Genomic DNA, 26,531 nt, shown 5'->3' with positions numbered 1-26,531 from the left:
TATTTAAAATTTAACATTCAACATTTATAATTCCTTTATTCGTTATTCGATATTCGTTATTTGTTGATTTGTTAATTTGAATCGAAACTGCCTTTTATATTTAACATTCAACATTTACAATTTCACGCTTAATTCAGCCAATTTTTAAAATCCTTCACACGTTCGCGACTTACGATAATTTCTTGTTCGTTGAAGTTGTTTAGTTTTATTTGCAAACGTGAGTTGGTATAACTTACAATGTCTTTAATCGCGTTGATGTTGATGTAAAATTTTCGGCTTACGCGATAAAATATTTCTGGCGACAATTCGTCTTCTAAGTGTTCTAAAGAAGTTTCTAAGAGATAGTTTCTTCCTTCCGTTGTATGCAAATATGTTCCTTTGTTTTCACTGTAAAAACATTCTATTTCATCAATTGGAATCATTTTTAAGTGTTGTCCAACTTTTACCGTATATCTTTTTTTATACGTGCGTTCAATCGGATTGACCAATAATTTTTTAATGTCTTCAAAATTGAGTTGCACATTTTGTGTTTGTGGCGCGCGTTCTTTGTATTTTTCTACCGCTGCAATAAGTTCGTCTTCGTCAATAGGTTTTAGTAAATAATCAATACTATTGAGTTTGAAAGCTTGCAAAGCATATTCATCATACGCCGTTGTAAAAATAATTGCCGATTTGATATCTATGACTTCAAAAATCTCAAAGGAAAGTCCATCAGACAACTGAATATCAAGGAAAATCAAATCTGGATGTTCGTTATTTTTAAACCACTCAATCGCTTCCGAAACAGAGTGTAACATTACATCTACAGGCATATTTTCTCTTTCGAGCATTCTATTTAGGCGACGTGCAGATGGTTTTTCGTCTTCTATGATGATTACTTTCATTGTTTTTGGGTATTGGGTTTTTGGTCTTGGGTCTTGGGTCTTGGGTCTTAAAAAATACTTTTACATTTAAAATTTAGCATTCAACATTTATAATTTCGCTATTCGTTATTTGTCAATTCGTTAATTCGTTGATTCGTTGATTTGAATAGAAACGTAAAATTTTTAGACTTTGTTGAGTCATGGGTCTTTGGTCTTTGGTCTTTGGTCTTTGGTCTTTGGTCTTAAAAAGTACTTTTATATTTAAAATTCAACATTCGATATTCGATATTTGTTGATTCGTTAATTCGTTAATTCGTTAATTTGAATCGAAACTACCTTTTACATTTAAAATTCAGCATTCAACATTTATAATTTCTTTATTCGATATTCGTTATTCGTTATTTGTCAATTCGTTAATTTAAATAGAAACTGCTTATATACATATAAAATTTTACATTTAACATTTTACATCTAAAAACGACTCATTCCCAACCGCTACTGCGTTCTTTTTCTCTATCGATGTATTCTCTAATTTTTCGATCTTCCCAGTTTTTTCCGAAAAATAGGTTCGTTCCAAATGCTCCTAGTGCATGAAATGCAACGCCTACTCCCCAAAAAATTGCTGTTGAAAAATGTCCAAATGTCCAGAAATTGTCTCCTGCATCCATGTTAGCAGCAATAATTGTAAGCAACACTATGTTTATCACAATATATACTGCAAAGTGTACATAAAATCCTTTTATCTTCTCTACTTTTTTACGTGCCTGAAGATATAATTCTTCTTCCGTATAATTTTTAAAGTTCTTTGATGGTGGTAACCTTTTCATAATTTTTATATTATTTACGTGTACGAGTTGCGGCATCGTCCATGTATTGTTTTATTTTTCGTTCTTCCCAATTTTGTCCAAATATACCATTGATTAGAAAAACATTGAGTCCATGTATGAGCAATCCTATTCCCCAAAGTAGCCAAACCGTATATGATCCATGATCTTGAAAGGCTTCTAACGAACTTTTTCCATTGTCTATTTGCGATGCTACTTGCTGCCAAGTAATAAATGAATTCACAACCACATATATCGTGAGATGTCTGTAAAATCCTTTTAAATTGTCTAGTCTTCGTTTTGCTCTCAAATACGCTTCACTTTCGTACGGTGTCGTTTGAGACTGTTTTTTTACGGTATTGTTGTCTATTAGTTCCATCGTTTACGTTCTTCTTGTTCCATGTATTCTTTTATTTTACGCTCTTCCCAGTTTTTTCCAAAACGTCCATCTTCAAAATACACGCTCATGGCATGAAAAGCTAATCCAATTCCCCACCCAAACATTGGAAACCAAAACCAATGGAATTGTGGTACCGTTCGTAAGTTTATAAAGATCAAAAATGGAATTACTAGACAGTATGACATCAAATTATAGTAAAATTCTTTTAATTTTTCTACGTGTTGACGCGCTTTTAAGTATTGATCGTCTAGTTCATCTTCTCCTGTTCCTATGGCTCTATTTCTCATAATTTCTACTTGTTTTGTGAGCATCGGAATTGCTACTTGAAAATCCGACGCTGATTTGTTAATGTATACTTGGCGCTCTGTAAGCAAGTCATATCGTTGTTTGATATTGTTCAGTCCTACGCCACTACTCTTTTTTACAATTTGTTTTTCTTGCAGGTTGTTTTGTATGATTAAATTCCCGCCATCTTCATATATTTTTATGTGCAACGGCTTTGCTGGCGTTACCATATTGTGTTTCACAGCATTTTCTAACAGTAATTGTAATGACAATGGCACTACTCTACTTTCTGGGTTGCTTGCCTTTTCAGGAATTTCAAAAATAATACTGTCTTCAAAACGCATTTTCAACAAACTCATATAGGTTTTTGCGAACGTAAACTCTTCATCAACCGTAACTAATTCTTTGTTTTTTTGTTCTAAAACATATCTGTACACTTTGGATAATCCGGAAGTGAATTTTTGTGCTTGACGCGGATTTTCATCAATTAGTGAACTTAACACATTTAAACTATTAAACAGAAAATGTGGATCTAACTGATTTTTTAAAGCATCAAACTGTGCGGAAGCCGTTCCTGCAATGATTTTTTGTTCCGTAACTTTCTTCTTTTGTAATTCTTTGTAGAAATACAATGCATGAAAGAACACTGAAAATACAATCGTAATTAGTAATACTCTGAAATAAAACGCTGAACTTTCAGTTTGAATAAATTCATTATACGATTTTCCTTCAATTCCTATTTCTTGCAGCATTCGTACTAAAAAAACCGTCACGATGGTCAATACAATTGAACCTACAATTCCGATAAGCAATCGATATTTCTTGTTGGCATTTGTCCAAATTACTCTATGATTGATGTATTCAAAGAAATATGAATTTACAATACTAATAGCTACGGAATACATACAGTAATAGCCGAAATTTATGAGTAATTGCAGGTTTATTTTAATTGTAACACCATCAGTATATCTGAATATTAAATCTACGCCAAGTAGCAATACTGCTATGATAACTCCGACACTAACTACTCTGATAAATTCTTTCATTTTTATGAATTGTTTTATGGCTTCCCTCAAATATACTAATGATTTTTTGAACGTTTACTGCTTACTTTTTACATTCTGCAATTAAATATTCCACACGGTCTTTTCCCCAACTTGGATGTAGTTTGCTTGGCGCTTCATATGTTTCAAACTTTTCTAAAGCGGTCTGAAACGCTTCACAATACGGAGCGGTATCTTTTCCAAAATATTTTGCGCTTCCCATATCCCATTCGTTTTTACACAATAATACACGCGGATTGTCTTTGTCAATGGCATGCGCTTTTGCGTAAATTTCGGCAACTTTTGCGCCATATTTCATTCCGTAGGTTGCGCCATCAAAGGCTACCCAAACTGTGTATAACATTGCTTGCATGACCATGATTTCTGGATTGTTTGGCGAAATGCTTGAAGCACGATCTAGTTGTTTCTGCGCTTTGTCAAGTTGTTGCGTCAGTTTGCTTTTGTCTTTAATTGCAAATCCACTCATGATGTTTATTTGCGCAGCATAATACGATGGCAACCATTCATTTGGTGTTGCTTCTGCGATGCGTTCGAATAAATTTGCTGCTTCTGTACCTTTGTTTTGTTGCAACAATTCAAATGCTTTTTGCATTCCTTTTTCATACTTCGTTTGTGCATTTACAGTGAATGCGAAACAAATAAAACTTAAAATTACAAGTACTTTTTTCATGTCGATGATGTTTTCTAATTAATGATTGCTGTTGTTTACAAGATTGCCGCTATATACGCCGCAAAATTTTGAATGATGATAAATACGATACTGATCATTTTTTGATTGATTTGATGAATTGTTTTTGATTGATGATTCAAATATCTCACAAAAGCGCATGTTGGGAAAAAAGAAACTACTGAATTGTTGTTATTTCAGGATGAATTGTAATTGATGATTACAATGCGTTTAGATTCATGTATTTGAATACATTGAAACTGTAATGTTTGGAAGTTATAAAATTATTGGCAATGTTGATTTTCCAATGAAATTTAATACTTATGAAAATTTTGTGCTGAATAAAGTTTTATCATAAATTTTGACTTACGTGACGCAACTTTCTGAGAAAATTGTATCTTTTAATTATATATTAAAACCTGTATTATGAAAAATTCTATATTGATAATTGTTTTTTCGTTTTTGTTATTCAATTGTAGTTCGGAAGATGCTTCCGTAACGTCAACCATGACGGCTGTTGAAACGACACTTATTGGAAAAGGGAATTTATATGGAGGTTCTTCTCAAGGTGTAAATCAACAAAATCTTGTGATTACCAATGAAACAGATTGGAACGCACTTATTACATTATTTGATGCTGTAAATACTGTTTCTGATTCTTTTAGTGAAACTGCAATTGATTTTTCTGCATTTACCGTCATCGCTGCAATTGATGAAATACAAGGAAGTGGCGGACATGCGTTGGATATTGAAGTAAATTCAAGTTCAACACAAGTTATGGTAACTGTCATTGATATTTCTCCGCAAGGAAATGCAACAACTGTGATTACGCAACCGTATCATATTGTGAAAATTCCGAAAACCAACTTACCTATAGTTTTTCAATAGCGAAATATGTATATTTTTGAATCATTTTTAGCGTGAATTCATTAATGTTGGATCAAATTTTCAATGATCTTTCCAGCGAAAACGTTTGATATTTATTTTTTTGAATCGTGATATTGTTCATGAAATAGAATTAATTATATTTCGGGCTTCAATGGACGACTAATTTTAATGAAAACGCGTATGAGACAGCTTATATATTGTTTCTTAATCTTTCCAATTTTCCTATGTGCCCAAATTAACGAAAGTGACACATTGCGTGTAAAAGCCGATCTTTCGCTCACAGGTTTTTGGCAAGGAGGAAATGTGCAAACGGTCATTTTCAGAGCAAAATCGGACTTCAGTTTCAAACCATTTAAAAAATGGGTTTTTAAAACGCAAAACTCCTACATTTATCAAGAATTTGGAAAGGAAAAAGCAGATGAAGATGTGTTAAGTTTGAATTTTTTATACCTGAATCCTGAACGCAGATTTTATCCGTTGGCGTTGGCATTTGTGAGTACAAACTTCCGTAGAAAGATTGACATTCGTTATTTGGTTGGTGCTGGAGTGACATATCAAATTTTAACGAATAAAAAGCGTTGGCTCAAAGTTTCTCTCACAAGCGAATTTGAACATACTACGTTTGATGAAACCAATTTCAATCGTTCTGGAGCTGCCTATAACGGCGATGCTACGATAAATACGATGCGTGCAACGGTTTGGCTCAATGGAAAGTATCATGTGTTTAAAGACAAAGTGATTTTGAGCCATGAAAGTTATTTTCAGCCTTCCTTGGAAGATAGTGACAATTTCCGTTGGCGTGCCGATTTGGGTGCCGAATTCCCGATTTGGAAGTTTTTGAGCTTTAAAATTAACTATTTACATACGTTTGAAAGCATTGTTATTGCTGATCAGAAACAAGAAGATCAATTTTTAACCTTTGGATTGACGCTGAAAAGTTATTGAGAAATTTAAAGCGTAAAAAAAGCGAGTCGAAACTCGCTTCTTGTACTTCATACACTATATACATTGTCCATAGTAAATTGTTTTGTTGTGTATGAATAGTCTAACCTAAATAATCATATACCGTAAAGTTGAGCGCTAATTTTTATGTGAAAAACTGAGCCACAATGTGAACAATACTGGTAAAACTCAATTTATATTTTCACGAAACCTTACACTTATATAGACGCATGATTTTTTTGAAAGGTTCCCGAAACTTTTACTTTTTTTGATCTATAAATGATCTTGCCATCTTTTGGATAGATCACAAAACGTTTTAAGCTTGATAGGAATATGCATCTAACTTACAATGAAACAGATAATTACTACGGTTTTTCCGTACATTACTCATCATACTATTCGCTATATTTAAGTATTGTTAACACTAAATCATTAAATGTATGTTGAAAAGTATTTTGAATATTTCAGGAACTAAAAAATTAGAAAAGTCTGCACAAAAATCAGTACATGGAGGTTATCATCCACCATTTTGTTTTTCCGATGACGATTGTCCAGGAAATCAAAGATGTATTGGAGGCTGGTTGTGCGCGCTATAAGTGTACACTATAGTTTAGATAAGATACATAAAGTGAACTTCGGTTCACTTTATGTTATGTGTTGCAAAAGTATAGCTTCAACGAATATCGAATTTAGTTTGGTTTTGCGTAGAAATCATTAATTGAATTTGTATATACGCAATAATCAACGTTCATATTCCAAAAGTCAATATGTGTTAAGTTTTTTGCACCTAAAGGAACCAACATTATAGACTGTTTTTCAGCAATGGTATGTCTTTGGTCTTTTTCATAGCGATGATCTAAACTTGTGTCAAAATAGTATAGATAGTCATAGACGAAATTTACATAGTTTCGTTTTGTAGATTTTTCAGCAGCTAAACTTTCAAGCGTAAAGTTATCATAATCATTGTTTATTGCGTCTTGAAATTCTACAGCATTTAAAGGAATATTGTTTAGTGTTGGCATGACGTTAAACTGTCCGTCAATAAAAACCCATTTTTGTAAATCATTTATAAAAACTTCGGTTGCCACATGTCCTGGAGGACCTTTTCTATCGGCTGCATCCTGTGTTTTTAGGTAAACGGTTCTTGCGTTGAAACCTAAAGTGTTCAATTGATCTTTTAATACAATCGCAAAGGCAAAACACGGAAATTGTTTGCCCGCTTTTGCTTCATTAAGAATGGTAATCGCATCATTTTTTGAAGGCGAATTGTTCCCGTTATGTTTCCAGCGACTATTTGTCCAGTTGAGTACAGCTAATACAATTTCTGTATCCGTCATCTTTTTATCAATGAAATCTAAGGCATAGGTTTGCTTTAGTTCTTCTAGAAACGCACTTTTTTCTGTTTGATATTTTATCTGTATTTCAGAATTTCTTAAAGTATCAAAATTTAATTGATTTGACTCAAGAGGAACACCTTGTATAATGGTATGCGCGTACGTACTATCATTCAACTGCACATAAAAATCTTTTGTTGTATTGGCTGATACGTCAAACGCAATGGTGTCCATATCTGTGATAAATTCAAACGATTCTTTGTTTTTATGACAGACAACTTGTAGCGTATCGTGTGCTACTTGCGGTGCAATGCTCCACTGTCCGCGATACCAATCGGTATCTATTTTGTAAGCTGTCCAATCTGAGGTAGCTTTGATTACAGGACTTCCATTATATGTGGATTCCTTTGGATTCGTACAGGCACATAATGCCAAAAATACGACGAAAAATATTCGGTTTAGTTTCATGATTAGTTCGGTTTTGTACGCTATATAACGTGTATGTATACAATTAGTTGTATTGTAAATTCACAAAGTATGAAACTTCTTGTTAGCAATCAAATTATAGAAATAGTAATACGTTTGTTCAATTTTTTACAATTCATCATTCAAAAATTACAATTCAGTTGTTTTTTTTATGCGCATTGTGATTTTCTATAGACTTTTGAATCATCAAACAATAACAAATCATTAATCAAATACACAATCATCATGAAAAATTTACTCTTAATCATCGTATTCATCACAAGTTTTTTCGCAACAGCACAAACTGCTACTTCTGATACAGAAGGCGTAACTATTACCGTTACGATTGACAAAGTACGCACCAATAAAGGAAAAGTATTATTTGCATTGCACACAGAAAAAACCTTTATGAAAACAAAGCCAGTTCAAGCTACTGGAAGTACGATAGAAGGAAATAAAGTAACCGTTACATTTACCAATGTGCCAAAAGGAGCTTATGCAATTACGTGCGTACACGACGAAAACGACAACGGACGTATGGATTTTGCAGAAAATGGAATGCCACAAGAAGATTACGGAACTTCAAACAATCAGTTAAGTTACGGACCGCCAGAATTTGGACCTTCTAAGTTTATGGTTGCAGATACAGATATTGCACTAAAAATAGTATTGTAAAAACTACTTTTTCATCAACCAAATCATGTTTTAATCAAGAGAAAAGCGGCACTTATGTGTCGCTTTTCGTATTTACTATAAAATTATCCAAGAATTATTGCTTTCACTATAGGTTTTATTGATAGTTTTTATACTTTTATCACTCAAACCTATAACCAATGACGATTACACAATTGCAATATGTTTTAGCAGTTGCAGAACACCAAAATTTTACACTTGCCGCACAAAAGTCATTTGTAACGCAACCTACACTGAGCATGCAAATTCAGAAGCTTGAAGACGAATTGGAGATTCAAATTTTTGACCGAAGTAAGAAACCTATTCAGTTGACTGAAATAGGCAAAAAAATTGTAGATCAGGCACGTAATGTAGTGAATGAATCTGGTAGAATGCAAGATATTGTAGATCAGCAAAAAGGCTTTATTGGTGGCGAATTTAAGTTGGGAATTATTCCTACAGTTATGCCAACTTTGTTACCGATGTTTCTGAAAACCTTTATAAAAAAGTATCCAAAGGTAAATTTGAAAATAGAAGAACTGTCTACTGAAAATATTATTCAACGGTTAAACGAAGGACATTTAGATGCAGCTATTGCGGCAACACCGTTGGAACATGACCATATTAAAGAGCGCGTGTTGTATTATGAACCCTTTGTAGGATATACAACTGAAACGCATCGTTTGTATGAAAAGAAAGAGTTAAAGATAGAAGATTTGGACATTGATGATATTCTTTTGTTGGAAGATGGCCATTGTTTTAGAGATGGTGTCATTAATTTGTGTAAAACACCTAAAAGTATTGAAGAAGATCATTTTCAGCTGGAAAGTGGAAGTTTTGAAACGTTGATTAAGTTATCTAATGAAAATTTAGGGATGACATTGCTTCCGTATTTGCATACGCTAGATATTAAGGAGAGTGAAAAGAAAAATTTACGTCATTTTGAAGCACCAAGACCTGCACGTGAGGTAAGTTTGATATTTCATAAAAGTGAATTGAAAATGCAAATTATTGAAGCGTTACGAAATGTGATTATGAGCGTTGTTCGTGGCGCCATCACGTTTCACAATGTTGAAATTATAAGTCCAGTATCAAAATAGAAAATAGTATATAAACAAAAAAGCCACGCAGTACGTGGCTTTTTTTTATGGTGTTAGATAGATTAAACATTGGTCTAGTTCTGGATTTTTTGTTACGAGAGATTTTATCCAAATTTTTAACTCTTCTACCTCATGTGGTAATAATCTTTGTAAAGCTTTTTGCAGTTCTCTACAAAATAATGAGGGTTCAAAACTTACTTTTTTTAGTACAGTCTTGGTGTAATCAAACATCGCTCTTGCCATATTTAACGAGGGTTTAGGTTAAAATTTTAAAGCGTATTTTTGTTGTATAGGCTAATTTTTAAGTTGTATAAATGTAGTAAAAAAAATCTATGTTTAATCATTCTAAACAAAAATTTAACAAAATTAAAAATTACTGTTTTACTATTTTCTTAGTTGTCTTACTTTTTGCTGTAGTAATATTCATGAGATAGATTCCTTTTGGTAAAAACGACACATCTAATGTGTTTGAAAAGCTTGTTGTTCGTATACTTTTAGCCGTAATTAATCTTCCGTCAATAGCGCGTAATTCTATCTGTTCCAAAGCATCTTTACTTATAATTTGAACCTGTTCACTTGCAGGATTTGGATAGATAGTTATGTTTTCTGTTGCCAGATTTTCCTCAGAAATACTTAACGGATTCATAATTAAGGTAGTTGCCGTATTGGTTATAATTGGCGCATTGAAATCAAAGTAAATGTTTGCTTTATTATCAAAAGTATCGTTTTCTTGTAGCGTTGGCAGTGTTTTTATTTTGAATACTAAATAACCGTCATTGGAAGCATCGTTAAAAGGTAAATTGATATTTTCAAAGATAAACTCAACTACGTTATCTTCTCTAACTCTAGTTTCCATTCGATGACTTGATACTATCGGAATTAGTGTCGTAATATTAAACATTTGATCATCAATATAATCCGACACTACAATATTTACAGCGGAAGCTGTTCCTGTGTTTTCAAAACGAACTATATAATGTACATATTTCCCAATGTAATCAGTTGTTACCGTTTCTCCTTCTAAACATCGGATATCATTTGGATCAAACGAATTGACAACCGTTTGTGCTAACGTCATCACATTGTCATCTGGTGTTTCATCATCTGCCGTAGGCGTTACCATAACTTCATAACTCAAAATATCGTCTCCATTTACCGCAGGAACGTCCGTTGGCGTGTTGATATTCATCGTAAATGTTATGTTTCGTGACTCAAGTGGCGCTAGGTTTGTATAATTCCACGTAAGTGTATTAACCGCCTGTGAATCTTCCATTGGACTTGCTGAAACGAAATCCATTACACCATCATCAAAAGTAAGTTGTACAGTTCCAGAACGTGTCGTTGTTCCTTTGTTTTTGTATGTAATTTGATATAGAGCGTCAAAACCTGGACGTGCAATTTCTAAAGGAATGATGATTACCTCAACATCGTTATGCGTTCCGTTTGGTGTAATACAAAAGTCTTGTAGTGTAGGATTGGTAGCTGTTGATGTATCTATTGTTAACGAAGTTGGCGAAACGGTAAAATACGTTGGATTTTCTAGTTGAGGTGTAATAGTTTGTGTTCCTCCTTGAATATAAGCGGCATAATCTCCATTCGTTCCGCCCATTACTGCAATATCTGTATACCAATTGGTTACTAATAAATTTAAATTTGGAAAAACTGGATCGCTCACATCACAACCATCAGCATTTATATCTAAAATTGAACTTCCTTCTACAGTAATGAAATTTCCTCCAGGTACAAAAGAGCAGTATGAATTGACTTGGGCAGATACTAACCTTCTAAACGATCTTGTTTCTAAACCTTCATCTGCACATATATATTCTAACTGCGGATTTCCAGATAAATTAAATGTTACGTCAAATAAATCGATATCAGCATATGAAGAAATGCCATTTTTAGCATTTATATAAGTTAAGTTTGGATTGTTTAAACAGTATAAATCTCGAATTCTAGTTGCTGAAATATCTAGCGAAGTTAATGCTGTATCAGTCATGTAAATTCTTCTTAAATAATTACTTTGTGATAAATCTATAGTTGCTAAAGGTGTAGTAATACAATTAAAAAAGTTTAAGTTCACGTTTGGTCTTAAATCTAAATTGGTAATCATTGTGTTTGAAATTGCCAAAGTATGAAGTGCCGTATTTTGAGATAAGTCTATTTGTGACAACATAGGACCACTAAAACTCAAAAAATATAATGCCGTATTTTGAGATAAATTCACATTTGTTAATACGTCTCCATCAAACGATAATTTATACAGTGCCGTATTTTGAGAAAAATCTAAGGAAGTAAACAAATTGCTCCCACAATCTAACTCATAAAGTGCTGGGTTTTGAGATAAGTCTAAAGCTGTAAGCATATTATCAAAACAATCTAATTCGTAAAGCAATGGATTTTGAGATATATCTAAAGATGTAAGCTCGTTAGCTCTCACTTTTAATGTATGTAATGCAGCATTTTGGGTGACATCTAGAGTTGAAATATTGTTAAATTTGCAATCTAAAGATTCTAATGCAGTGTTAAGTGTTACATTTAAAGATGTAAGTAAGTTTTCTTTACAATCTAACGAAGTTAACGAGGTATTTTGAGACAAATTTACAGAAGTCAATTCGTTATAAGCTATATTTAAATATGTCAAATTGGTAAAACTTTCAATTCCTGTCAAATCAGAAATCTTGTATAGATTATTTCCCGTAACAGATAAACTTGTTACAGCTAATGCTTCGCTTACTTGAATTTCCCCGTCATCGTTTGTGTCTGCATCTGTATCAAATGTACCGTCGCCATCAATGTCAACAGAATTCATATTAATTAATTCATTTTTAAAGATAGCATCTGGAATGTTCACAATTTGAGCTTGACTCCATTGTATAAAGAAAAATAAGGAAAGTAGTAGGTAACTTTTTTTCATGTGTAGGTTGTGTATTTGGGTAAAATTAGTTTTGGGTAATTTGTAAATTCAATATTAATGATTTACTTCATGGTATTCTAAAAGTTAGTCTCGTGATTTATAAATTTAGGACTAATATGAAGTAAATGTACTGTAAAAAAAGCGTTCATTATTAAACTACAAACCGTAATTCGATAATGAACGCTTCTATTTTAGATAAAAAAACTTAGAATTTATTGTCGCCATCAAGCAAATCGCCGATGCTTCCTAAGATGCTTCCTTCGCCTTTGCTGTTTCCTCCTCTTGGAATTGAAGATAAGATTCTTCCTGCCAAACGACTGAATGGTAAAGATTGTATGTATACGATTCCTGGTCCTTTTAAGGTTGCAAAGAATAAACCTTCGCCACCAAAGATGGTATTTTTGATACCGCCTACAAATTCAATATCGTAATCTACATCTTGTGTAAATCCTACAATACAACCTGTATCTACTCGGATGGTTTCGCCTGGCGCCAATTCTTTACGTGCCATGGTTCCACCAGCATTTACAAACGCCATTCCGTCTCCTTCTAGCTTTTGCATGATAAAACCTTCGCCGCCGAAAAGTCCACGACCTAGTTTTTTGGAAAATTCGATTCCTACAGTTACACCTTTTGCCGCACAAAGAAATGCATCTTTTTGACAGATGAATTTTCCTCTGTAATCCGTTAAGTCAATTGGAATAATTTTTCCAGGATATGGCGAAGCAAAACTTACTTTACGAACGCCAAAACTACTGTCGTTTAAAAAAGAAGTCATAAATAAGCTTTCGCCTGTTAAGATTCGTTTTCCTGCGGAGAATAGTTTTCCTAATATTCCTTTTTCCTGATTTGATCCATCGCCAAAAATGGTATTCATGCTAATTCCGTCGTCCATCATCATAAAGCTTCCAGCTTCTGCAACAACGGCTTCTTGCGGATCGAGTTCTATTTCTACATATTGCATTTCTGCTCCGTAGATTTCGTAGTCAATTTCGTGTGCTGTCATTTTATATTGTTTTTTGATTGATTTCTATTAGATGCTGAAAAACAAAATTTGTTACACCTTTTTCTTTCTGAGTTTTAATGCCCATTCGTATGAAAATTTAGAAACGCGCTCGCCAGCTTCGTTAAATCCTTCTGCATATAGCGTAAGACTTTGCCCTTCGCCTGTAGCAATAGCGGCATCAATTGCCGATTTTACTTTTTCGCCATCTGTACATATAAAGTTGATTCGTCCTGTTGCTTTTTTGGTAAAGTGTCCGTTTTGCGATTGTACCAGCATGGAAATTTTTTCGCCCGAATTTTCAATTCCTTGAATAACCAATACACCAGTTGCCAATTCGGAAGCCATTCCTTGAGTTGCCCAGTATAATGATTTGAATGGATTTTGATTGATCCAGCGATGTTTTACTGTTACTGTTGCTTCTTGTGCCGAAATTGCTTTTAACCGCACACCTGAAAAGTACGCAGATGGAAGTTTGAACAACAGAAATTTATTTATGTTAGATGGAGTTAGTTTTTTAGCCATTTTGTATCATTCACATTAAATTCATCCTGCCAAAATACAAAAATTTGAATGATTTCAGAGAAAAGTTAAATTTTAGTTTATTTTTTATAAAAATTAATTCGAATCTAAAATGTTCAATTAAAACATTGTTTATCAGATAATTAAACTCTAATCTGAATCACTTTCACACGCTTATCAAATGTTAAATTATGTTAAATTTTAGTACTATGTTTTGCATAATACCTTTTTTTAACCATATATTTGTATAAGAAAATAATAGGTAATGGACTCTGCAATCACAAAACATCAAAGAAATGTCGCTACAGTTTTACATGTATCGACGTTTAGTAAGTATTTTTTTCCGTTGGGAAATTTTATAGTTCCAATCATATTTTGGTCTATTTATAAAAAGGAATCTGATTTTATAGATCATCATGGAAAGGAAGTTATCAATTTTCAATTGAGCTTGCTTTGTTATCGTATTGCAGGTGCAATGCTCCTGTTTCCAATCAGTATTATTTTTGGGTTGCATCATTTCAATACGTGGGATATGTTTCACTTTACTAATATTTCCATCAATTTTGGCGATGGATTCCATTTTCATCATGGAACGTTTATTGGAATTTTAGCAGGACTTGGACATTTGTTATTGTTTGCTGTAAATATTGCATATACCATTATTGCTGCAATGAAAGCAAACGAAGGTCAGCGTTACGATTATCCGTTTACATTTCGATTCATCAAATAAAAAATATCATCAATCAATCAAACTACACTAGAGCTAAGTTGAGTGCATCTCATCAATCACGCTTCATTTAGCTCGGTGTAACATCAATCAATCATCAATCAAAAAACGAACAGAATCATTAAAAGAAACATGAAAACATGAAGATAGAAAACACAAAAGCACAAATGCGTAAAGGTGTGTTAGAGTATTGCATTTTGTCCATCTTGAGAGATCAGGATGCGTACGTAGCCGAAATACTTGAAACATTAAAAGACGCAAAAATGCTTGTTGTAGAAGGAACTATTTATCCACTACTAACAAGATTAAAAAATGCTGGTTTATTAAGTTACCGCTGGGAAGAATCAACTTCTGGACCGCCACGAAAGTATTATGGTTTAACAGAAACTGGACAATTATTTCTAAAAGAACTGAACACCACTTGGGACAATTTACAAAATGCCGTATCACTCGTAACACGCCAAAAAAATACAACCAATGAATAAGACAATCAATATAAATTTAGCAAATATGTTTTTTCATATTGATGAAGACGCATATAACAGTTTACAGCGTTATTTGAACGCTATTAAACGCTCCTTTACTGACTCGCAGGGAAGAGATGAAATTATCTCAGATATAGAAGCGCGAGTTGCCGAACTTTTTTCAGAACGTCTCAAAAGTGAACGCCAAGTGATTGGTATGAAAGAAGTGGAAGAAGTAATTGAAATTATGGGACAACCTGAAGATTACTTGGTGGACGACGAAATTTTTGAAGATACACCATATAGTGGCGGCTATCGTCAAAATAGTACCTACCGAAAGTTGTATAGAGATTATGACAATAAATTTTTAGGCGGCGTGTGTGCAGGTTTTGGACAGTATTTCGGAATTGATGCCTTGTGGATTCGTATTCTGGCGTTGATTATTGTATTTATTACTGCTGGAGCGCCAATTTTAGTATACCTTATTTTATGGTTTATTATTCCAAAGGCAAATACTACGTCTGAAAAACTTGCCATGGCGGGAAAGCCAGCGAACATCACAAACATAGAAAAAAAAATCAAGGAAGGATTTGATGATGTTCAGGAACGAATTAGCGATGTAAACTTCGAAAAAGTTGGTCAAAAAGCCAAAAGCGGAGCGAGTTCCTTCTTTGATAGTCTTGGAGATGTAATTGTTGTTATTTTAAAGATTTTCGCTAAACTTTTTGGCGTTATTTTTATCATTACTGCTGCATCTTTGTTGATCGGAATTATTTTTTCAGCTATTAGCGTTAGTTTCTTTGACTTTAATAATGTAGGCTTCGGAAACGGCTGGTTGTACTATCAAGATTTAGGATTGATCAGCGAAGTGCCAAAATGGGTTTTTGGATTGTTAGTGTTGTTAATTTTAGGAATACCAGCATTTGCACTATTTATTATAGGAATACGCATTTTGGTAAAGAATTCTAAATCTATTGGAACACCTGCAAAAATTGCCATGGTTATTGCTTGGCTTGCAGCGATTATTACGGCGATCATTATAGCTTCAAATGCTGCAATGCACAGACATATTGATGCTTCTGTAAATACTAGAACCGAATTACCAATTAGCGCCAACGACACCTTGAAGATTAAAATGGTGGGGAATGACTATTATGATATTTATTTGCATCGAAATTTTAACAATTACGAAAAAGTATACGATCAAAATGATGACCTTCTGTTGTATTCATCTGCCATACGATTGGTGGTAAAACAATCGGATAGTGACAATGCTCGCATTAAAATTGAAAAAGAAGCCGGAGGCGTATCATTTGACAAAGCAAAACAACGTGCTCGTAATATTGATTACAGCTATGTTTTTGAAGATAATACATTGAAGTTGAATGGGTATTTCTTATTTGATCCTGCTGACAAGCACAATCAACAAAAGGTAGAAGTTACCGTGTATTTACCAAAAGACGTGATTTTATATGTTGATGATAATACAAATTCATACCATAGAAATTATTCTGTTCATGGCGATATTTTAAAAACTGGACAAGAGGAGCATTATCTTAAAGTAATTGACGACGATTTAATTTGTTTGGATTGCCCTAATGATTTTGAAAAGTTGAAGTCAGAGGATGACGGCGGTACAAACAAAATCAAAATTGATAGTGATGGCGTTGACATCAATATTGATAATGAAAACGAAAATTTAAAAGTAAAAATAGACAGCAACGGTATTCAAGTGAATACGGAAGACAACAATAATTAAATTCATACTTCATTGTAGTGTAATATAAATATTTGCATACAAACATGAGGAAGATTACAGTAAAAACATCAATCAAAAATGAACACTCAACAATCCATACATACTATTAAAACTGCTCATCACAGTTTTGGTAGTGGATTGTTTACACGTACAATTATCAAATCATTAAACACTAAAAAAACTAAATTATGATCACCATCGCACGATTTATCACTATTGCCATTATTGGCTTACTTGTCAGTTCATGTAATTTTAGCTTTGACACTGGCAAAGTCGGAAACGGAAATGTAGTTTCTGAAGAAAGAGATGCCGACGAAACGTTTACACAAGTAAAAGCTTCTGAAGGTATGGACGTTTATATTACCCAAAGCAATACACAATCGATTGAAGTAGAAGCAGACGAAAATATTATTTCATTAATCGCAACAGATATTAATAATGGCGTATTGACTATTCATGCTAAAGAAAATATTGGTCGCGCAAAATCGAAAAAAGTATATGTTAGCTTACCAGAAATTGATAAAATTGTGAGTAGTAGCGGTGCAGATGTGTATTCTACAGACATATTAGTTACCGAAGATTTGGTCGTAAAAAGTAGCAGTGGCGCAGATGTAAAGATTGAAGTGAAAGCAACATCTGTTTCGTGTTCTACCTCAAGTGGCGCGGATATTAAGATTTCTGGAACAGCAGATTCGTTACGTGCTGATGCAAGTAGCGGAAGTGACATTCAGGCAAAAAATTTAGAAGTAAAAACCTGTGATGCTTCTGCCAGTAGTGGCGCAGACGTTACTGTAAATACTTCCGATCGATTGGTTGCCAATAGTTCTAGTGGTGGCGATGTTCATTATTATGGAAATCCTGAATCTGTATCGAAAAATAAATCTGTTTCAGGAGGCGTTCATAAGAAGTAATGGATTAATTTGAAGATTTGAAAATGTGTCAATTTGATAATTTGAGCATTTATCATTTATCATTTATCATTTATCATTTATCAAATTTAAACGAGTTCATAGAATAAAAATAAAATACCAACACCAAACCAATGATAAAAACTAAAAAAACCATAGCTTTCACTTGAAGAAACGTACTTCTTATAGCAATGAACAGTAGAGTGAATCTAAAAAAGTACAACCAAAAAAAATGCGCTTACATTATGTAGCGCATTTTTTAATTTTATGTTTTTCTAGATTTTAAGCTTCTACCATATCTTCCACAGATGATAAGTAGCGTTCTGCATCTAAAGCTGCCATACATCCTGAACCAGCCGCCGTAATTGCTTGTCTGTATTCTTTGTCTTGTACATCTCCAGCGGCAAATACACCTGGTACATTTGTTTTTGTAGATTTTGCGCCTGTAATTAAATATCCTGTTTCATCCATGTCCAAAATGCCTTTAAACATGTCTGTATTTGGTTTGTGTCCAATAGCGATAAAAACGCCCGTTACAGCAATTTCGTGTTTCGCTTGTGTTTGATTGTTGACAACCCGTACACCTTCAACTACCATGTTTCCTAAAACCTCATCTAATTCCGTATTGTATAATACTTCAAGGTTTTCCGTATTGTTTACACGATGTTGCATAGCTTTACTAGCTCTCATTTCGTCTTTACGCACCAACATGGTTACTTTTTTACACAATTTTGCTAAGTACGTTGCTTCTTCCGCAGCTGTATCTCCTCCACCGACAACAATCACATCTTGTCCTTTGTAGAAGAATCCGTCACATGTAGCACATGCAGAAACACCGCCACCTTTTAGACGTTCTTCACTTTCTAATCCTAAGTATTTTGCAGAAGCTCCTGTAGAAATAATGACTGATTTTGCTAAGAATTCTTGTTCTCCATTTCCATCATCAACGTATACTTTGTGAATTCCGCCAACTTCCGTTGAGAAATCTACACGAGTTGCATATCCAAAACGTACGTCTGTACCAAAACGAGTTGCCTGATTTTTTAAATCTTCCATCATGGCAGTTCCGTCAGTTCCGTTTGGATATCCTGGAAAGTTATCAACTTCTGTGGTCGTAGTTAACTGTCCGCCTGGTTCCATTCCAGTATACATTACAGGATTCATATCTGCTCTAGCTGCATAAATAGCCGCCGTATATCCTGCTGGTCCACTTCCTATGATTAAGCAATCTAATGCTTGTTGCGTATCTGACATATTCTTTTTTCTAATTAGTAAATCCTTTTAACAAAAGTAGCTTTTTATATGAATTCCTTACATAATATTTATTAACAAATGTTAGCTAGTTATTTACTATTTCTTAGAAAAAGTAAACCGAACAGCGTATTCCGTAGAATAGATGCCATTCGGTTCGTGAAAGATATTGTGAATGTGATGTACTACTTTTCGAAATTTAAAGCATAATCGTCAAATTGAGTTCCCGTAGTTAAAGCGGTCTGATCTATAGTAAGTGTCTGATTGAGATTTAATACAATACTTCCTATGACCGATTGTGCTCCTTGTTCATTGGTAACTGACAAAAACGTGATTCCATTGTTTTCAGTGAAGGTGTATGAAAACGTTCCTGTTCTCAATTTTCCAGAAGGTTTTGGCAATGCATCAGTTGTTTCAACCGCGTTATTTTCAACAATTAATACATTATTTTCCTGAAAAGTATACGTTACTACACCTGTTGGATATTCTAAGTTGACACCTTCAAAAGTTGAAGATCGTACCAAATTCCATGTTCCTAAAAGAACGTCTACATTACTTACTTGTTCATTTTGTGGTGTTTCTTCTACAGAATCTACAGTACAACTGACCAAAGTAGTTATCAATAATATACATGCTAATAGTTGTCTTCTATACTTCATTTTTATCATTTTTTAAATTACACTTATATGATGAAGTAGTTTAGAAAAGGTTGCGTGAAATTTTTATTTTATTTTGAATAAAAAAAAATAGCAACAACCTATAAGTTAGATTGTTGCCTTTTTAAAATCGTAATGTATGTTACTTTTTATACAATTCTATTTGCCAAGCTGACCAAGAAATTGACACCATTGTCAATATTCGCTATCGCATCAGCTTTTGCATTATTTGAAGCCGTAGCATTGTTAATTTCTTTTAATACTTTGATAGCATTTTCATTACTTATTTGACTTTCTTTAATGAATGTATCTATTTCCGTAATACTCATACGTGTTAGACTTGCTATAGTAGTATTGAACTGTTGATCTGTTTGAGAAGCTGCTTCATTTGCAAGCTTGCTCCAATCTATATCGCTCATATGTTTTAGGTTTTAGTTAGTTTCCGTTAATTGCTGATTCAGCTTTTAGTAATTTATCAAAACCGTTTCCAGTTTTTACTAATAAACTATCTAGCTGACCTTGTATTTTCCCAACATTGATATTGGTTCCTGTTAAGCTTTGTATTTGAGCTAAAGTATTGGCTTCAGATTGCTTTAGTTTTACAGCTGAACTGATTAGGTTTTGCAATGATGTACTTGCTTGTTGATAGGTTGCATAAGTTTCATTTAATGAAGTAATCATATCTTGCTTTTGAGTATCTAATAAATTGTGTAATGAATCTCGTTTTCTATTGATGACAGGCATTACATTTTTTAAGATATTTGGCAATTCGGCACTTATATCTACTCCTTGTGGAATTTTAGCTTGAAAATTCTTGGTAAAGGCAGGAATGTATTGATTATTGACAAAGTCATCAACTTTATCTTTTCGTTCTTCAAACAATTTATTGATCAAAGCAATATTGAGCTGATGCATTGCATTTGCTTCTGAAATCACTTCCTGAGAAAGTGTTGCTGTGGATGCAGGAATGGAAGCACAGGATACAACTCCTATGAAAATTCCTATTGTTACTATACTTTTTATGAATATTTTCATTGGGTTTAATTTATATGATTAGTTCTGATCGCCGCCAGTGAAAACAGCTTTTATTTTACTGATAATTCCTTGTAATACGGTAAAAATAGCATCTGAAGAAAATCCTCCAATAAGTGCTAATACACAACTATTGAACACGGTTAAGTTTTTTCCGCCGTCGTAGGTTGATACAATTTCGGAAAGTATTAAACCTGACATGATTCCTAACACAATCAAACCTACGTAATAGATCGATTGTTCAGGCATTAAGGTTCCTTTTTGAATGCCTACGCTGACACTTTTCAATAAATAAAAGACAACTCCCAAACCTGAAGTGGCACATAAAAATAATAAGTTGAGTAATAACGGCGCGCCATCATTGTCCAAAACTCCTTTTGCAAGTGACTCATTATCAACTTGATCTGACAATGAAGTTCCTACAAAAAGTACTAAGAAAAATAAAGCAAGTATGATTAAATTTCGAATGATTGGCAGTTTACTAAAAATAGTTACGCTATGATCTTCCGCATTTAATTTTCTTAAATATCTGATCGATTTTGGCGTCGCTGGCGCAATATTTTTAGCTAAAATATTGTGCGCGTTGATTAAGTCGTCTAAATTATCACTTTCAATCAACGGATTCAATTCTGTGTTGATTACTTTCCCATTCCGCATGGCAAACGAAAGCATATTCTCTAATTCCTCCTTGATTTCCATCATGAGTTTATCGGAAACACCTTTATGCACACCTTGTGGTGCTGGTTTTTTTTGTGTCGGAGTTACCTCTTTTGATGCAGTTGTTGTTTTTGGTTGTTCCTCATTTTGCTGAGGCGTTTTTGGTGTAGGGTCTGAAGTTGGCATACAATTATAGTTTTGGTCAGTTTTACCAAACTTACAATATAAAACGCGTATTTGAAAGTATAACAAATACGCGTTTTAAAATCAAGGGTTTATACGTAGCTTGCAGATATATTGAATTCTTTTTTACTTATTCAAATTTTAAATATTTGATCAAATCTACTTTGGTGGCGTTTAAGGCTTTTATTCCAACGACCACAAAAACTAATAGTACTAACACGATTGGCGCAATGATGTATGGCCATAAAGGCATTTCTATGCGATACGCAAAATTATTTAACCAGTTTTGCATGAAATAGTACGCAATCGGAATTAATACTACTACAGCAATTCCTGTGATTTTAATGAAACTTTTGACCAATTGTACAATGATTTGTTTTACAGAAGCACCAAGCGTTTTCCGAACTGCCACTTCTTTTAATCGCTGTTGAATAGTTAAACTTGCCAATGCAAATAAACCTAGCAATGCAATAAAAATAACGACTAACGTGAGTATGAAAAATAAGGTTTGTTGCTTTTTGTAAATGTCGTGTGTTTTGCTGTAATATTTGTCTAAATAGTAAAAAGAAAACGGATAACCAGGTTCTAATTCGGTCGTCCAAAAACGTTCAATTTCTGCCAAAGCTGCTTCTTTTTTTCCTTCTTTTATTTTAAATTGAACTGTACTCATCGCGCTACGAACCCAATCGAAACCTGAATAGTACATAAAGAATACTGGACGAATTTCTTTGTCTAATCCTTCAATATGATAATCTTTTACCACACCAACGACTGTGAACTTTTTTCCATTTGCTTCCACTTCTTTATGAATTGGATCATCGGCAATTCCTAAACGTTTTGCAGCAGTTTCATTAAAAATAATACTGTTGATCGTGTCTGAAGCAAAATCTTTTGAGAAGTATCTTCCTTTAGAAATTTTTGTATTGATCATTTCCAAGTGACCAAAATCGAGCGGAATAAATTTTATGTCTACAACAACATCTTTGTGTGTAACATCTAACGAAATATCATTGTCGTCGCCAGGTACTAAAAACGTAGAGCTAATACCTTCAATATTTGGATTGTTTTGAAATACATTCTTAAGCAACTTGTATTGTTTGCTCCTACTCGTTTGCGAATCATTAAATTCGACCACCAAGATTTCTTCTCCCGAAAATCCTAAATCTTTTGTACTCATATAATGAACTTGCGCATACACAACCAAACCACCAATAAAGAAGAATCCAGAAATGACAAATTGCAAACCTAACATTACATTTCGCACAAAAATCATGTGTCCGCTTCTTGAAAAGTTTCCTTTTAGGACACTAATTGTTTTGAAGTTTGAAATGTATAATGCCGTAATAAGTCCAATTACAATGGAAATAAATAATGCTAACAATCCAACTTGCAAAATGATTTCTACACTTTGTAAGGAAAGATTTTTATTGATGAATGTATTAAAAATTGGCAATAACAATTCTACCACAATCAACGCCAAAAACATTGAAATAACTCCTTGCAATACGATTTCTAGGATAAATTGTATTTGCAAACTAAATTTTGAAAGTCCTAAGGTTTTTTTGACACCAACTTCTTTGGCACGTTGACTTGCAGAAGCAATGGACAAATTGATAAAGTTAATACTCGAAATTAGAATGATTAGAATAGATAAACTCAACATGATAATGAGTAATAAATAGTTTCCTTTTCCTTCTATCATGCCTTCGTCGCCTTGTCCGTGCAAACGCAAATCTACCAACTTTTCCAGTATCGGATAGGAACCTTGCATAGACACATATTGATCTACTGTAATTCCTTGTCCGTCAGCTTCTTCTTTGTAATATTTATCAACATAAACATCATAAATTTTCTTTTCTACCGTGGCAAGATCTGTTCCTTTAGGAATTTTATAAAAGGTATGAATTCCGTATCCGCCCCAATTGTTACTTTTCGAAATTGGTTTGTGCAATATCGCATTTGGCATGTACACAGAAGGTGTTGATAGTTTGTAAACTCCTGTAACAATATATTCCTTTTTACCGTATTTTATGGTTTTTCCAACGGCATCTTTCTCTCCAAATAATTGTTGTTCAAGATCTGTAGAAATTGCAATTGCAGTTTTTGTTGCCAGAATCGTTTTTGCATCTCCTTTGATAATTTCGTGAGGGAAAAATTCAAAAAAGTTGGCATTTGCACGACCAATTTTAGTTTCGTAGATCGATCTGTCTTTGTAACGCAATATTTGACTGTCGTACCCTGAATGTACATTGCAATAATCTACCACTTCAGGTACAATTTCTTTAACTGTTCTTCCTTCCGGATTCGTTGCGCCTTCATACACTTGTCCATCGCCCCATTTATGTGCAACTTTATACACAATATCTTTTTGTGTATTCCACTGATCGTAACTTTTTTCGTTTGTATAGTATAATAATACAATGATCAATCCTACCAAACCAAGCGTTAAACCGCTGATATTGATAACGGTATTTAACCAGTTCTTTTTACTATTTCTAAAGAATAATTTTAACCAAGTTCTTACCATGATTATTCGAATTTTAAGTATTTGATTAAATCTATTTTTGTGGCATTTAACGCCTTTACGCCTACGACAATAAATACTAATAGCACTAAAACTATTGGCGTTACGATGTATGGCCAAATTGGCATATCGATACGATAGACGAAATTATTGAGCCAGTTTTGCATCAAATAATACGCTATCGGGATTAGAATGACAGAAGCAATGAGTGTAATTTTTAGAAAGCTCTTTACAAGTTCAAACATGATTTGTTTTATAGAAGCGCCTAATGTTTTTCGGATGGCTACTTCCTTTAAACGTTGCTGAATGGTTAGTGTAGCTAAAGCAAACAATCCGAGCAGTGAAATAATAATGACAATGCTTGTGAGTATCAAAAATAGTGTCTGCTGTTTTTGATATTTTTTATAAGTGCGTGCAAAACGTTTGTCTACAAATATTGGATTGAAAGGATATCCTTCTTCGATGTTTTCTTTCCAATAGTCTTCAACAAAACTTAGCGTTTCTTTGACATTTTCAGGTTTTATTTTGAGTTGAATTGTCCAAAAATTTTGCTTCATCCAATCAAAACTATTCCAATGCATAAATGCGGTTGGTGGTATTTTTCCATCTAAACCTGTAACGTGATAATCTTTGACCATGCCAACTACTTCCAAGTTTTGACCATCGTTATCGTCTGATTGAAAACCTGCGCTTATTTTTTTCCCAATAGGATCATCATAAATGTGTAATGCTTTGGCCAACGTTTCATTGATTAATATATTTTTCATGGAATCAGATGCAATTTCTTCTTGCAAGGCTCTTCCTTTTACAAGTTTTATGTTCATTACCTCTAAATAATTGTACTCTATAGCGTTTGCATTTGTTTGTACAGAAATGTCTTTGTAATTAAAATTCGTTGAGTTTGCACTTCCGCCGCCAATGATAAAAGAGTTGCTCGTAACTGTTTCAATGTTTGGATGTTTTACCAACTCTTTTTTTGCAAGCAAATAGTTTTTATAACGATCTTCAAATGAATTCATAGAAATCATAACGACTTGATCTCCTTTAAAACCTAAGTCTTTCTCAACCATGTATCCAACTTGCTTGTTGATGATGATTGATCCCGTAAGGAAAAAACCTGAAATCAAAAATTGAATTCCTAGCATAATATTTCTGGCAAAAACACCTTTTTTACTTCTTGAAATATTTCCTTTTAAGACTTCAACCGATTTGAAATTAGATAAATATAGTGCAGGAATACTTCCAATACATACGGAAATTAAAATGGCCAATACTGCAACTTTTATCAATAAATCCATCTCTAAGATTGAAATTTCTTTATGCATAAAATCATTAAAGTAAGGCAATACAAATTCTACCAATAATAAGGAAAGTATGAATGCAATTAAGCTCTGAAGCACTATTTCTAGTGCGTATTGCCGAACTAAAATTCCTTTAGACAAACCAAATGTTTTCTTTACGCCAACTTCTTTTGCTCTTTGTGTTGCTGACGCAATGGACAGATTGATAAAGTTTACACAAGAAATGACAATTAATAAAATTGATAGTGACAACATGATAAGAATCAATTGGTAATTTCCGCTTCCTTCAGGACCTGCATCATCTGCCGTAGTTTTTAATCGAATATCTGTTAGCGGTTCAAACACAGGAGTTGTACCATATTTTTCTATAAATTCCGCTGGCGTAATTCCATCTCTTTTGGCGGACGGTTCTACTTCGTTTGTGTACCAAATTGCCAACGCTTTTTCTTCTAAATCAGCTATTTCAGGGTTTTTAACTGTTTTTATAAACAATGTTTTTGAAAAATTTCCCCAATGTCCTTTTAATGTTTCTTTTTCATATTGAAGTACCATTTCGGGCATGAAGTAATGTTTTCCTTCAATTTTATACACTGTCGTCACTGTAAATGTTCTATTTGATACTTCTACAGATCTTCCGATAGCAGCTTCTTTTCCAAAAAAGAGTTCCGCTTGTTTTTGAGAAATTGCAATCGTATTTCTTGCTTGCTTGAACGTCGTTGTATTTCCTTGAATAATTTTAAAAGGAAAAAAGTCAAAGAAATTTGGCGCTCCTTCTAAGATATCTCTGGTGTACAATTGTTTGCCATTTACCTTTACCAATGCATGATCATACCAACTATTCCCCAAATAATAATCTTCAATTTCTGGAATTTCTTCTTTGTATTTTGCACCTTCTATGGTAGTACTTGTTGCCCACACTTCTCCATCAGACATGTTATGAATTACTCTAAATATCTCGTTTTTGTCAGGATTCAAAGCATTGTAACTCAACTCGTCATTGAAATACAATAGCACGATGAGTAAACCTGCAAAACCAAGTGTTAGTCCAGAGATATTAACGACTAAGTTGAGCCAGTTTTTTTTGCTGTTTCTAAAAAATAATTTTAACCAAGTCTTCAACATA

The 26,531-nt window shown here is 33.5% G+C and carries 26 protein-coding genes; 9 read left to right on the top strand and 17 right to left on the bottom strand.

Translation table 11 applies throughout. The features are described from left to right. Nucleotides 1-128: 128 nt before the first annotated feature. From AA089_RS11255 to AA089_RS11235, 5 genes are all read right to left on the bottom strand, one after another. Nucleotides 129-884, bottom strand: coding sequence for a LytR/AlgR family response regulator transcription factor (locus AA089_RS11255; RefSeq protein ID WP_046757047.1), 756 nt, complete (start codon nucleotides 882-884; stop codon nucleotides 129-131). Nucleotides 885-1,345: 461 nt separating this feature from the next. Next, nucleotides 1,346-1,690 carry a 2TM domain-containing protein gene (locus AA089_RS11250; protein WP_046757046.1) on the bottom strand — a complete coding sequence of 115 codons (345 nt, stop codon included), beginning with the start codon at nucleotides 1,688-1,690 and terminating at the stop codon, nucleotides 1,346-1,348. 10 nt (nucleotides 1,691-1,700) lie between these two features. Continuing rightward, the gene (locus tag AA089_RS11245; RefSeq protein ID WP_046757045.1) at nucleotides 1,701-2,066 is read right to left on the bottom strand and encodes a 2TM domain-containing protein; all 366 of its coding nucleotides are present in this window, start codon (nucleotides 2,064-2,066) and stop codon (nucleotides 1,701-1,703) included. Then, a complete protein-coding gene (locus tag AA089_RS11240) occupies nucleotides 2,057-3,418 on the bottom strand; it encodes a 2TM domain-containing protein (RefSeq protein ID WP_046757044.1) in 1,362 nt (453 codons plus the stop codon). The genes AA089_RS11245 and AA089_RS11240 overlap by 10 nt, the downstream gene beginning before the upstream one ends. A 61-nt stretch (nucleotides 3,419-3,479) precedes the next feature. Next, entirely contained in the window at nucleotides 3,480-4,106 is a 627-nt protein-coding gene (locus tag AA089_RS11235) for a tetratricopeptide repeat protein (protein WP_046757043.1), read from the bottom strand. Between the two features lie 423 nt (nucleotides 4,107-4,529). On the opposite strand from AA089_RS11235, the gene AA089_RS11230 reads away from it, so the two are divergent. The 3 genes from AA089_RS11230 to AA089_RS24725 all read left to right on the top strand — a co-directional run bounded on the left by AA089_RS11230 (nucleotide 4,530) and on the right by AA089_RS24725 (nucleotide 6,529). Continuing rightward, a complete protein-coding gene (locus tag AA089_RS11230) occupies nucleotides 4,530-4,991 on the top strand; it encodes a protease complex subunit PrcB family protein (protein ID WP_046757042.1) in 462 nt (153 codons plus the stop codon). 180 nt (nucleotides 4,992-5,171) lie between these two features. Further along, nucleotides 5,172-5,936: a DUF481 domain-containing protein gene (locus AA089_RS11225; protein WP_046757041.1), complete on the top strand. Its 765-nt coding sequence runs from the start codon at nucleotides 5,172-5,174 to the stop codon at nucleotides 5,934-5,936. A gap of 437 nt (nucleotides 5,937-6,373) precedes the next feature. Next, nucleotides 6,374-6,529, top strand: a complete 156-nt coding sequence (locus tag AA089_RS24725; RefSeq protein ID WP_156168977.1) for a hypothetical protein — start codon at nucleotides 6,374-6,376, stop codon at nucleotides 6,527-6,529. 93 nt (nucleotides 6,530-6,622) lie between these two features. Here the strand turns inward: AA089_RS24725 and AA089_RS11220 are convergent, their stop codons facing one another. After that, complete coding sequence (locus AA089_RS11220; protein ID WP_053002334.1) at nucleotides 6,623-7,735, bottom strand: transglutaminase domain-containing protein; 1,113 nt, start codon at nucleotides 7,733-7,735, stop codon at nucleotides 6,623-6,625. Nucleotides 7,736-7,978: 243 nt separating this feature from the next. Here AA089_RS11220 and AA089_RS11215 point away from each other — a divergent pair, with 243 nt between their 5' ends. Both AA089_RS11215 and AA089_RS11210 read left to right on the top strand, forming a co-directional pair. Further along, nucleotides 7,979-8,407: a DUF2141 domain-containing protein gene (locus AA089_RS11215; protein WP_046757039.1), complete on the top strand. Its 429-nt coding sequence runs from the start codon at nucleotides 7,979-7,981 to the stop codon at nucleotides 8,405-8,407. A 158-nt stretch (nucleotides 8,408-8,565) separates the two neighbouring features. Continuing rightward, on the top strand, nucleotides 8,566-9,504 hold the full coding sequence (locus AA089_RS11210; protein WP_046757038.1) for a LysR family transcriptional regulator: 939 nt from the start codon (nucleotides 8,566-8,568) through the stop codon (nucleotides 9,502-9,504). Between the two features lie 45 nt (nucleotides 9,505-9,549). On the opposite strand, the gene AA089_RS11205 is transcribed toward AA089_RS11210, so the two are convergent. From AA089_RS11205 to AA089_RS11190, 4 genes are all read right to left on the bottom strand, one after another. After that, nucleotides 9,550-9,747, bottom strand: a complete 198-nt coding sequence (locus AA089_RS11205) for a hypothetical protein (RefSeq protein WP_046757037.1) — start codon at nucleotides 9,745-9,747, stop codon at nucleotides 9,550-9,552. 130 nt (nucleotides 9,748-9,877) lie between these two features. Beyond that, nucleotides 9,878-12,421, bottom strand: coding sequence for a DUF7619 domain-containing protein (locus tag AA089_RS11200; RefSeq protein ID WP_046757036.1), 2,544 nt, complete (start codon nucleotides 12,419-12,421; stop codon nucleotides 9,878-9,880). Between the two features lie 205 nt (nucleotides 12,422-12,626). Next, entirely contained in the window at nucleotides 12,627-13,427 is an 801-nt protein-coding gene (locus AA089_RS11195; protein WP_046757035.1) for a TIGR00266 family protein, read from the bottom strand. 51 nt (nucleotides 13,428-13,478) lie between these two features. Beyond that, the gene (locus AA089_RS11190) at nucleotides 13,479-13,949 is read right to left on the bottom strand and encodes a DUF4442 domain-containing protein (RefSeq protein ID WP_046757034.1); all 471 of its coding nucleotides are present in this window, start codon (nucleotides 13,947-13,949) and stop codon (nucleotides 13,479-13,481) included. A 262-nt stretch (nucleotides 13,950-14,211) separates the two neighbouring features. Between AA089_RS11190 and AA089_RS11185 the strand changes: the two genes are divergently transcribed. The 4 genes from AA089_RS11185 (at nucleotide 14,212) to AA089_RS11170 (ending at nucleotide 17,807) form a co-directional block, all read left to right on the top strand. Further along, nucleotides 14,212-14,676: a DUF4870 domain-containing protein gene (locus AA089_RS11185; RefSeq protein WP_046757033.1), complete on the top strand. Its 465-nt coding sequence runs from the start codon at nucleotides 14,212-14,214 to the stop codon at nucleotides 14,674-14,676. Between the two features lie 137 nt (nucleotides 14,677-14,813). Beyond that, on the top strand, nucleotides 14,814-15,158 hold the full coding sequence (locus AA089_RS11180; protein WP_046757032.1) for a PadR family transcriptional regulator: 345 nt from the start codon (nucleotides 14,814-14,816) through the stop codon (nucleotides 15,156-15,158). Continuing rightward, nucleotides 15,151-16,896: a PspC domain-containing protein gene (locus AA089_RS11175; RefSeq protein WP_046757031.1), complete on the top strand. Its 1,746-nt coding sequence runs from the start codon at nucleotides 15,151-15,153 to the stop codon at nucleotides 16,894-16,896. Before AA089_RS11180 ends, AA089_RS11175 begins: the two co-directional genes overlap by 8 nt. Before the next feature lie 188 nt (nucleotides 16,897-17,084). Next, nucleotides 17,085-17,807 (top strand): head GIN domain-containing protein, encoded by a 723-nt coding sequence (locus AA089_RS11170; RefSeq protein WP_046757030.1) that lies wholly within the window; start codon nucleotides 17,085-17,087, stop codon nucleotides 17,805-17,807. A gap of 279 nt (nucleotides 17,808-18,086) precedes the next feature. On the opposite strand, the gene trxB is transcribed toward AA089_RS11170, so the two are convergent. From trxB to AA089_RS11135, 7 genes are all read right to left on the bottom strand, one after another. Further along, entirely contained in the window at nucleotides 18,087-19,058 is a 972-nt protein-coding gene (trxB, locus tag AA089_RS11165) for a thioredoxin-disulfide reductase (protein ID WP_046757029.1), read from the bottom strand. 182 nt (nucleotides 19,059-19,240) lie between these two features. Further along, complete coding sequence (locus AA089_RS11160) at nucleotides 19,241-19,714, bottom strand: hypothetical protein (RefSeq protein WP_046757028.1); 474 nt, start codon at nucleotides 19,712-19,714, stop codon at nucleotides 19,241-19,243. 146 nt (nucleotides 19,715-19,860) lie between these two features. Continuing rightward, nucleotides 19,861-20,130, bottom strand: coding sequence for a hypothetical protein (locus AA089_RS11155; protein WP_046757027.1), 270 nt, complete (start codon nucleotides 20,128-20,130; stop codon nucleotides 19,861-19,863). Nucleotides 20,131-20,146: 16 nt separating this feature from the next. Next, nucleotides 20,147-20,746: a hypothetical protein gene (locus AA089_RS11150; protein ID WP_046757026.1), complete on the bottom strand. Its 600-nt coding sequence runs from the start codon at nucleotides 20,744-20,746 to the stop codon at nucleotides 20,147-20,149. A gap of 18 nt (nucleotides 20,747-20,764) precedes the next feature. Then, nucleotides 20,765-21,586, bottom strand: coding sequence for a hypothetical protein (locus AA089_RS11145; protein ID WP_046757025.1), 822 nt, complete (start codon nucleotides 21,584-21,586; stop codon nucleotides 20,765-20,767). A 127-nt stretch (nucleotides 21,587-21,713) separates the two neighbouring features. Further along, the gene (locus AA089_RS11140; RefSeq protein ID WP_046757024.1) at nucleotides 21,714-24,110 is read right to left on the bottom strand and encodes an ABC transporter permease; all 2,397 of its coding nucleotides are present in this window, start codon (nucleotides 24,108-24,110) and stop codon (nucleotides 21,714-21,716) included. Nucleotides 24,111-24,112: 2 nt separating this feature from the next. Beyond that, nucleotides 24,113-26,530 (bottom strand): ABC transporter permease, encoded by a 2,418-nt coding sequence (locus AA089_RS11135; protein ID WP_046757023.1) that lies wholly within the window; start codon nucleotides 26,528-26,530, stop codon nucleotides 24,113-24,115. Nucleotide 26,531: the final 1 nt, after the last annotated feature.

The organism is Kordia jejudonensis, assembly GCF_001005315.1.
GTDB lineage: Bacteria > Bacteroidota > Bacteroidia > Flavobacteriales > Flavobacteriaceae > Kordia > Kordia jejudonensis.
Note: the sequence above shows the minus strand (reverse complement) of the source record. Positions and strands in the feature narration are given on the sequence as shown.

Excerpts from the sequence above, each read along its gene's own strand:
- AA089_RS11160 (WP_046757028.1), bottom strand. The coding sequence starts at position 19,714 with ATGAAGTATAGAAGACAACTATTAGCATGTATATTATTGATAACTACT.
- AA089_RS11180 (WP_046757032.1), top strand. The coding sequence starts at position 14,814 with ATGAAGATAGAAAACACAAAAGCACAAATGCGTAAAGGTGTGTTAGAG.
- AA089_RS11215 (WP_046757039.1), top strand. The coding sequence starts at position 7,979 with ATGAAAAATTTACTCTTAATCATCGTATTCATCACAAGTTTTTTCGCA.
- AA089_RS11250 (WP_046757046.1), bottom strand. The coding sequence starts at position 1,690 with ATGAAAAGGTTACCACCATCAAAGAACTTTAAAAATTATACGGAAGAA.
- AA089_RS11200 (WP_046757036.1), bottom strand. The coding sequence starts at position 12,421 with ATGAAAAAAAGTTACCTACTACTTTCCTTATTTTTCTTTATACAATGG.
- AA089_RS11205 (WP_046757037.1), bottom strand. The coding sequence starts at position 9,747 with ATGGCAAGAGCGATGTTTGATTACACCAAGACTGTACTAAAAAAAGTA.
- AA089_RS11145 (WP_046757025.1), bottom strand. The coding sequence starts at position 21,586 with ATGCCAACTTCAGACCCTACACCAAAAACGCCTCAGCAAAATGAGGAA.
- AA089_RS11190 (WP_046757034.1), bottom strand. The coding sequence starts at position 13,949 with ATGGCTAAAAAACTAACTCCATCTAACATAAATAAATTTCTGTTGTTC.
- AA089_RS11195 (WP_046757035.1), bottom strand. The coding sequence starts at position 13,427 with ATGACAGCACACGAAATTGACTACGAAATCTACGGAGCAGAAATGCAA.
- AA089_RS11155 (WP_046757027.1), bottom strand. The coding sequence starts at position 20,130 with ATGAGCGATATAGATTGGAGCAAGCTTGCAAATGAAGCAGCTTCTCAA.
- AA089_RS24725 (WP_156168977.1), top strand. The coding sequence starts at position 6,374 with ATGTTGAAAAGTATTTTGAATATTTCAGGAACTAAAAAATTAGAAAAG.
- AA089_RS11150 (WP_046757026.1), bottom strand. The coding sequence starts at position 20,746 with ATGAAAATATTCATAAAAAGTATAGTAACAATAGGAATTTTCATAGGA.
- AA089_RS11240 (WP_046757044.1), bottom strand. The coding sequence starts at position 3,418 with ATGAAAGAATTTATCAGAGTAGTTAGTGTCGGAGTTATCATAGCAGTA.
- AA089_RS11225 (WP_046757041.1), top strand. The coding sequence starts at position 5,172 with ATGAGACAGCTTATATATTGTTTCTTAATCTTTCCAATTTTCCTATGT.
- AA089_RS11220 (WP_053002334.1), bottom strand. The coding sequence starts at position 7,735 with ATGAAACTAAACCGAATATTTTTCGTCGTATTTTTGGCATTATGTGCC.
- AA089_RS11235 (WP_046757043.1), bottom strand. The coding sequence starts at position 4,106 with ATGAAAAAAGTACTTGTAATTTTAAGTTTTATTTGTTTCGCATTCACT.
- AA089_RS11245 (WP_046757045.1), bottom strand. The coding sequence starts at position 2,066 with ATGGAACTAATAGACAACAATACCGTAAAAAAACAGTCTCAAACGACA.
- AA089_RS11210 (WP_046757038.1), top strand. The coding sequence starts at position 8,566 with ATGACGATTACACAATTGCAATATGTTTTAGCAGTTGCAGAACACCAA.
- AA089_RS11140 (WP_046757024.1), bottom strand. The coding sequence starts at position 24,110 with ATGGTAAGAACTTGGTTAAAATTATTCTTTAGAAATAGTAAAAAGAAC.
- AA089_RS11175 (WP_046757031.1), top strand. The coding sequence starts at position 15,151 with ATGAATAAGACAATCAATATAAATTTAGCAAATATGTTTTTTCATATT.
- AA089_RS11255 (WP_046757047.1), bottom strand. The coding sequence starts at position 884 with ATGAAAGTAATCATCATAGAAGACGAAAAACCATCTGCACGTCGCCTA.
- AA089_RS11135 (WP_046757023.1), bottom strand. The coding sequence starts at position 26,530 with ATGTTGAAGACTTGGTTAAAATTATTTTTTAGAAACAGCAAAAAAAAC.
- AA089_RS11230 (WP_046757042.1), top strand. The coding sequence starts at position 4,530 with ATGAAAAATTCTATATTGATAATTGTTTTTTCGTTTTTGTTATTCAAT.
- AA089_RS11170 (WP_046757030.1), top strand. The coding sequence starts at position 17,085 with ATGATCACCATCGCACGATTTATCACTATTGCCATTATTGGCTTACTT.
- AA089_RS11185 (WP_046757033.1), top strand. The coding sequence starts at position 14,212 with ATGGACTCTGCAATCACAAAACATCAAAGAAATGTCGCTACAGTTTTA.
- trxB (WP_046757029.1), bottom strand. The coding sequence starts at position 19,058 with ATGTCAGATACGCAACAAGCATTAGATTGCTTAATCATAGGAAGTGGA.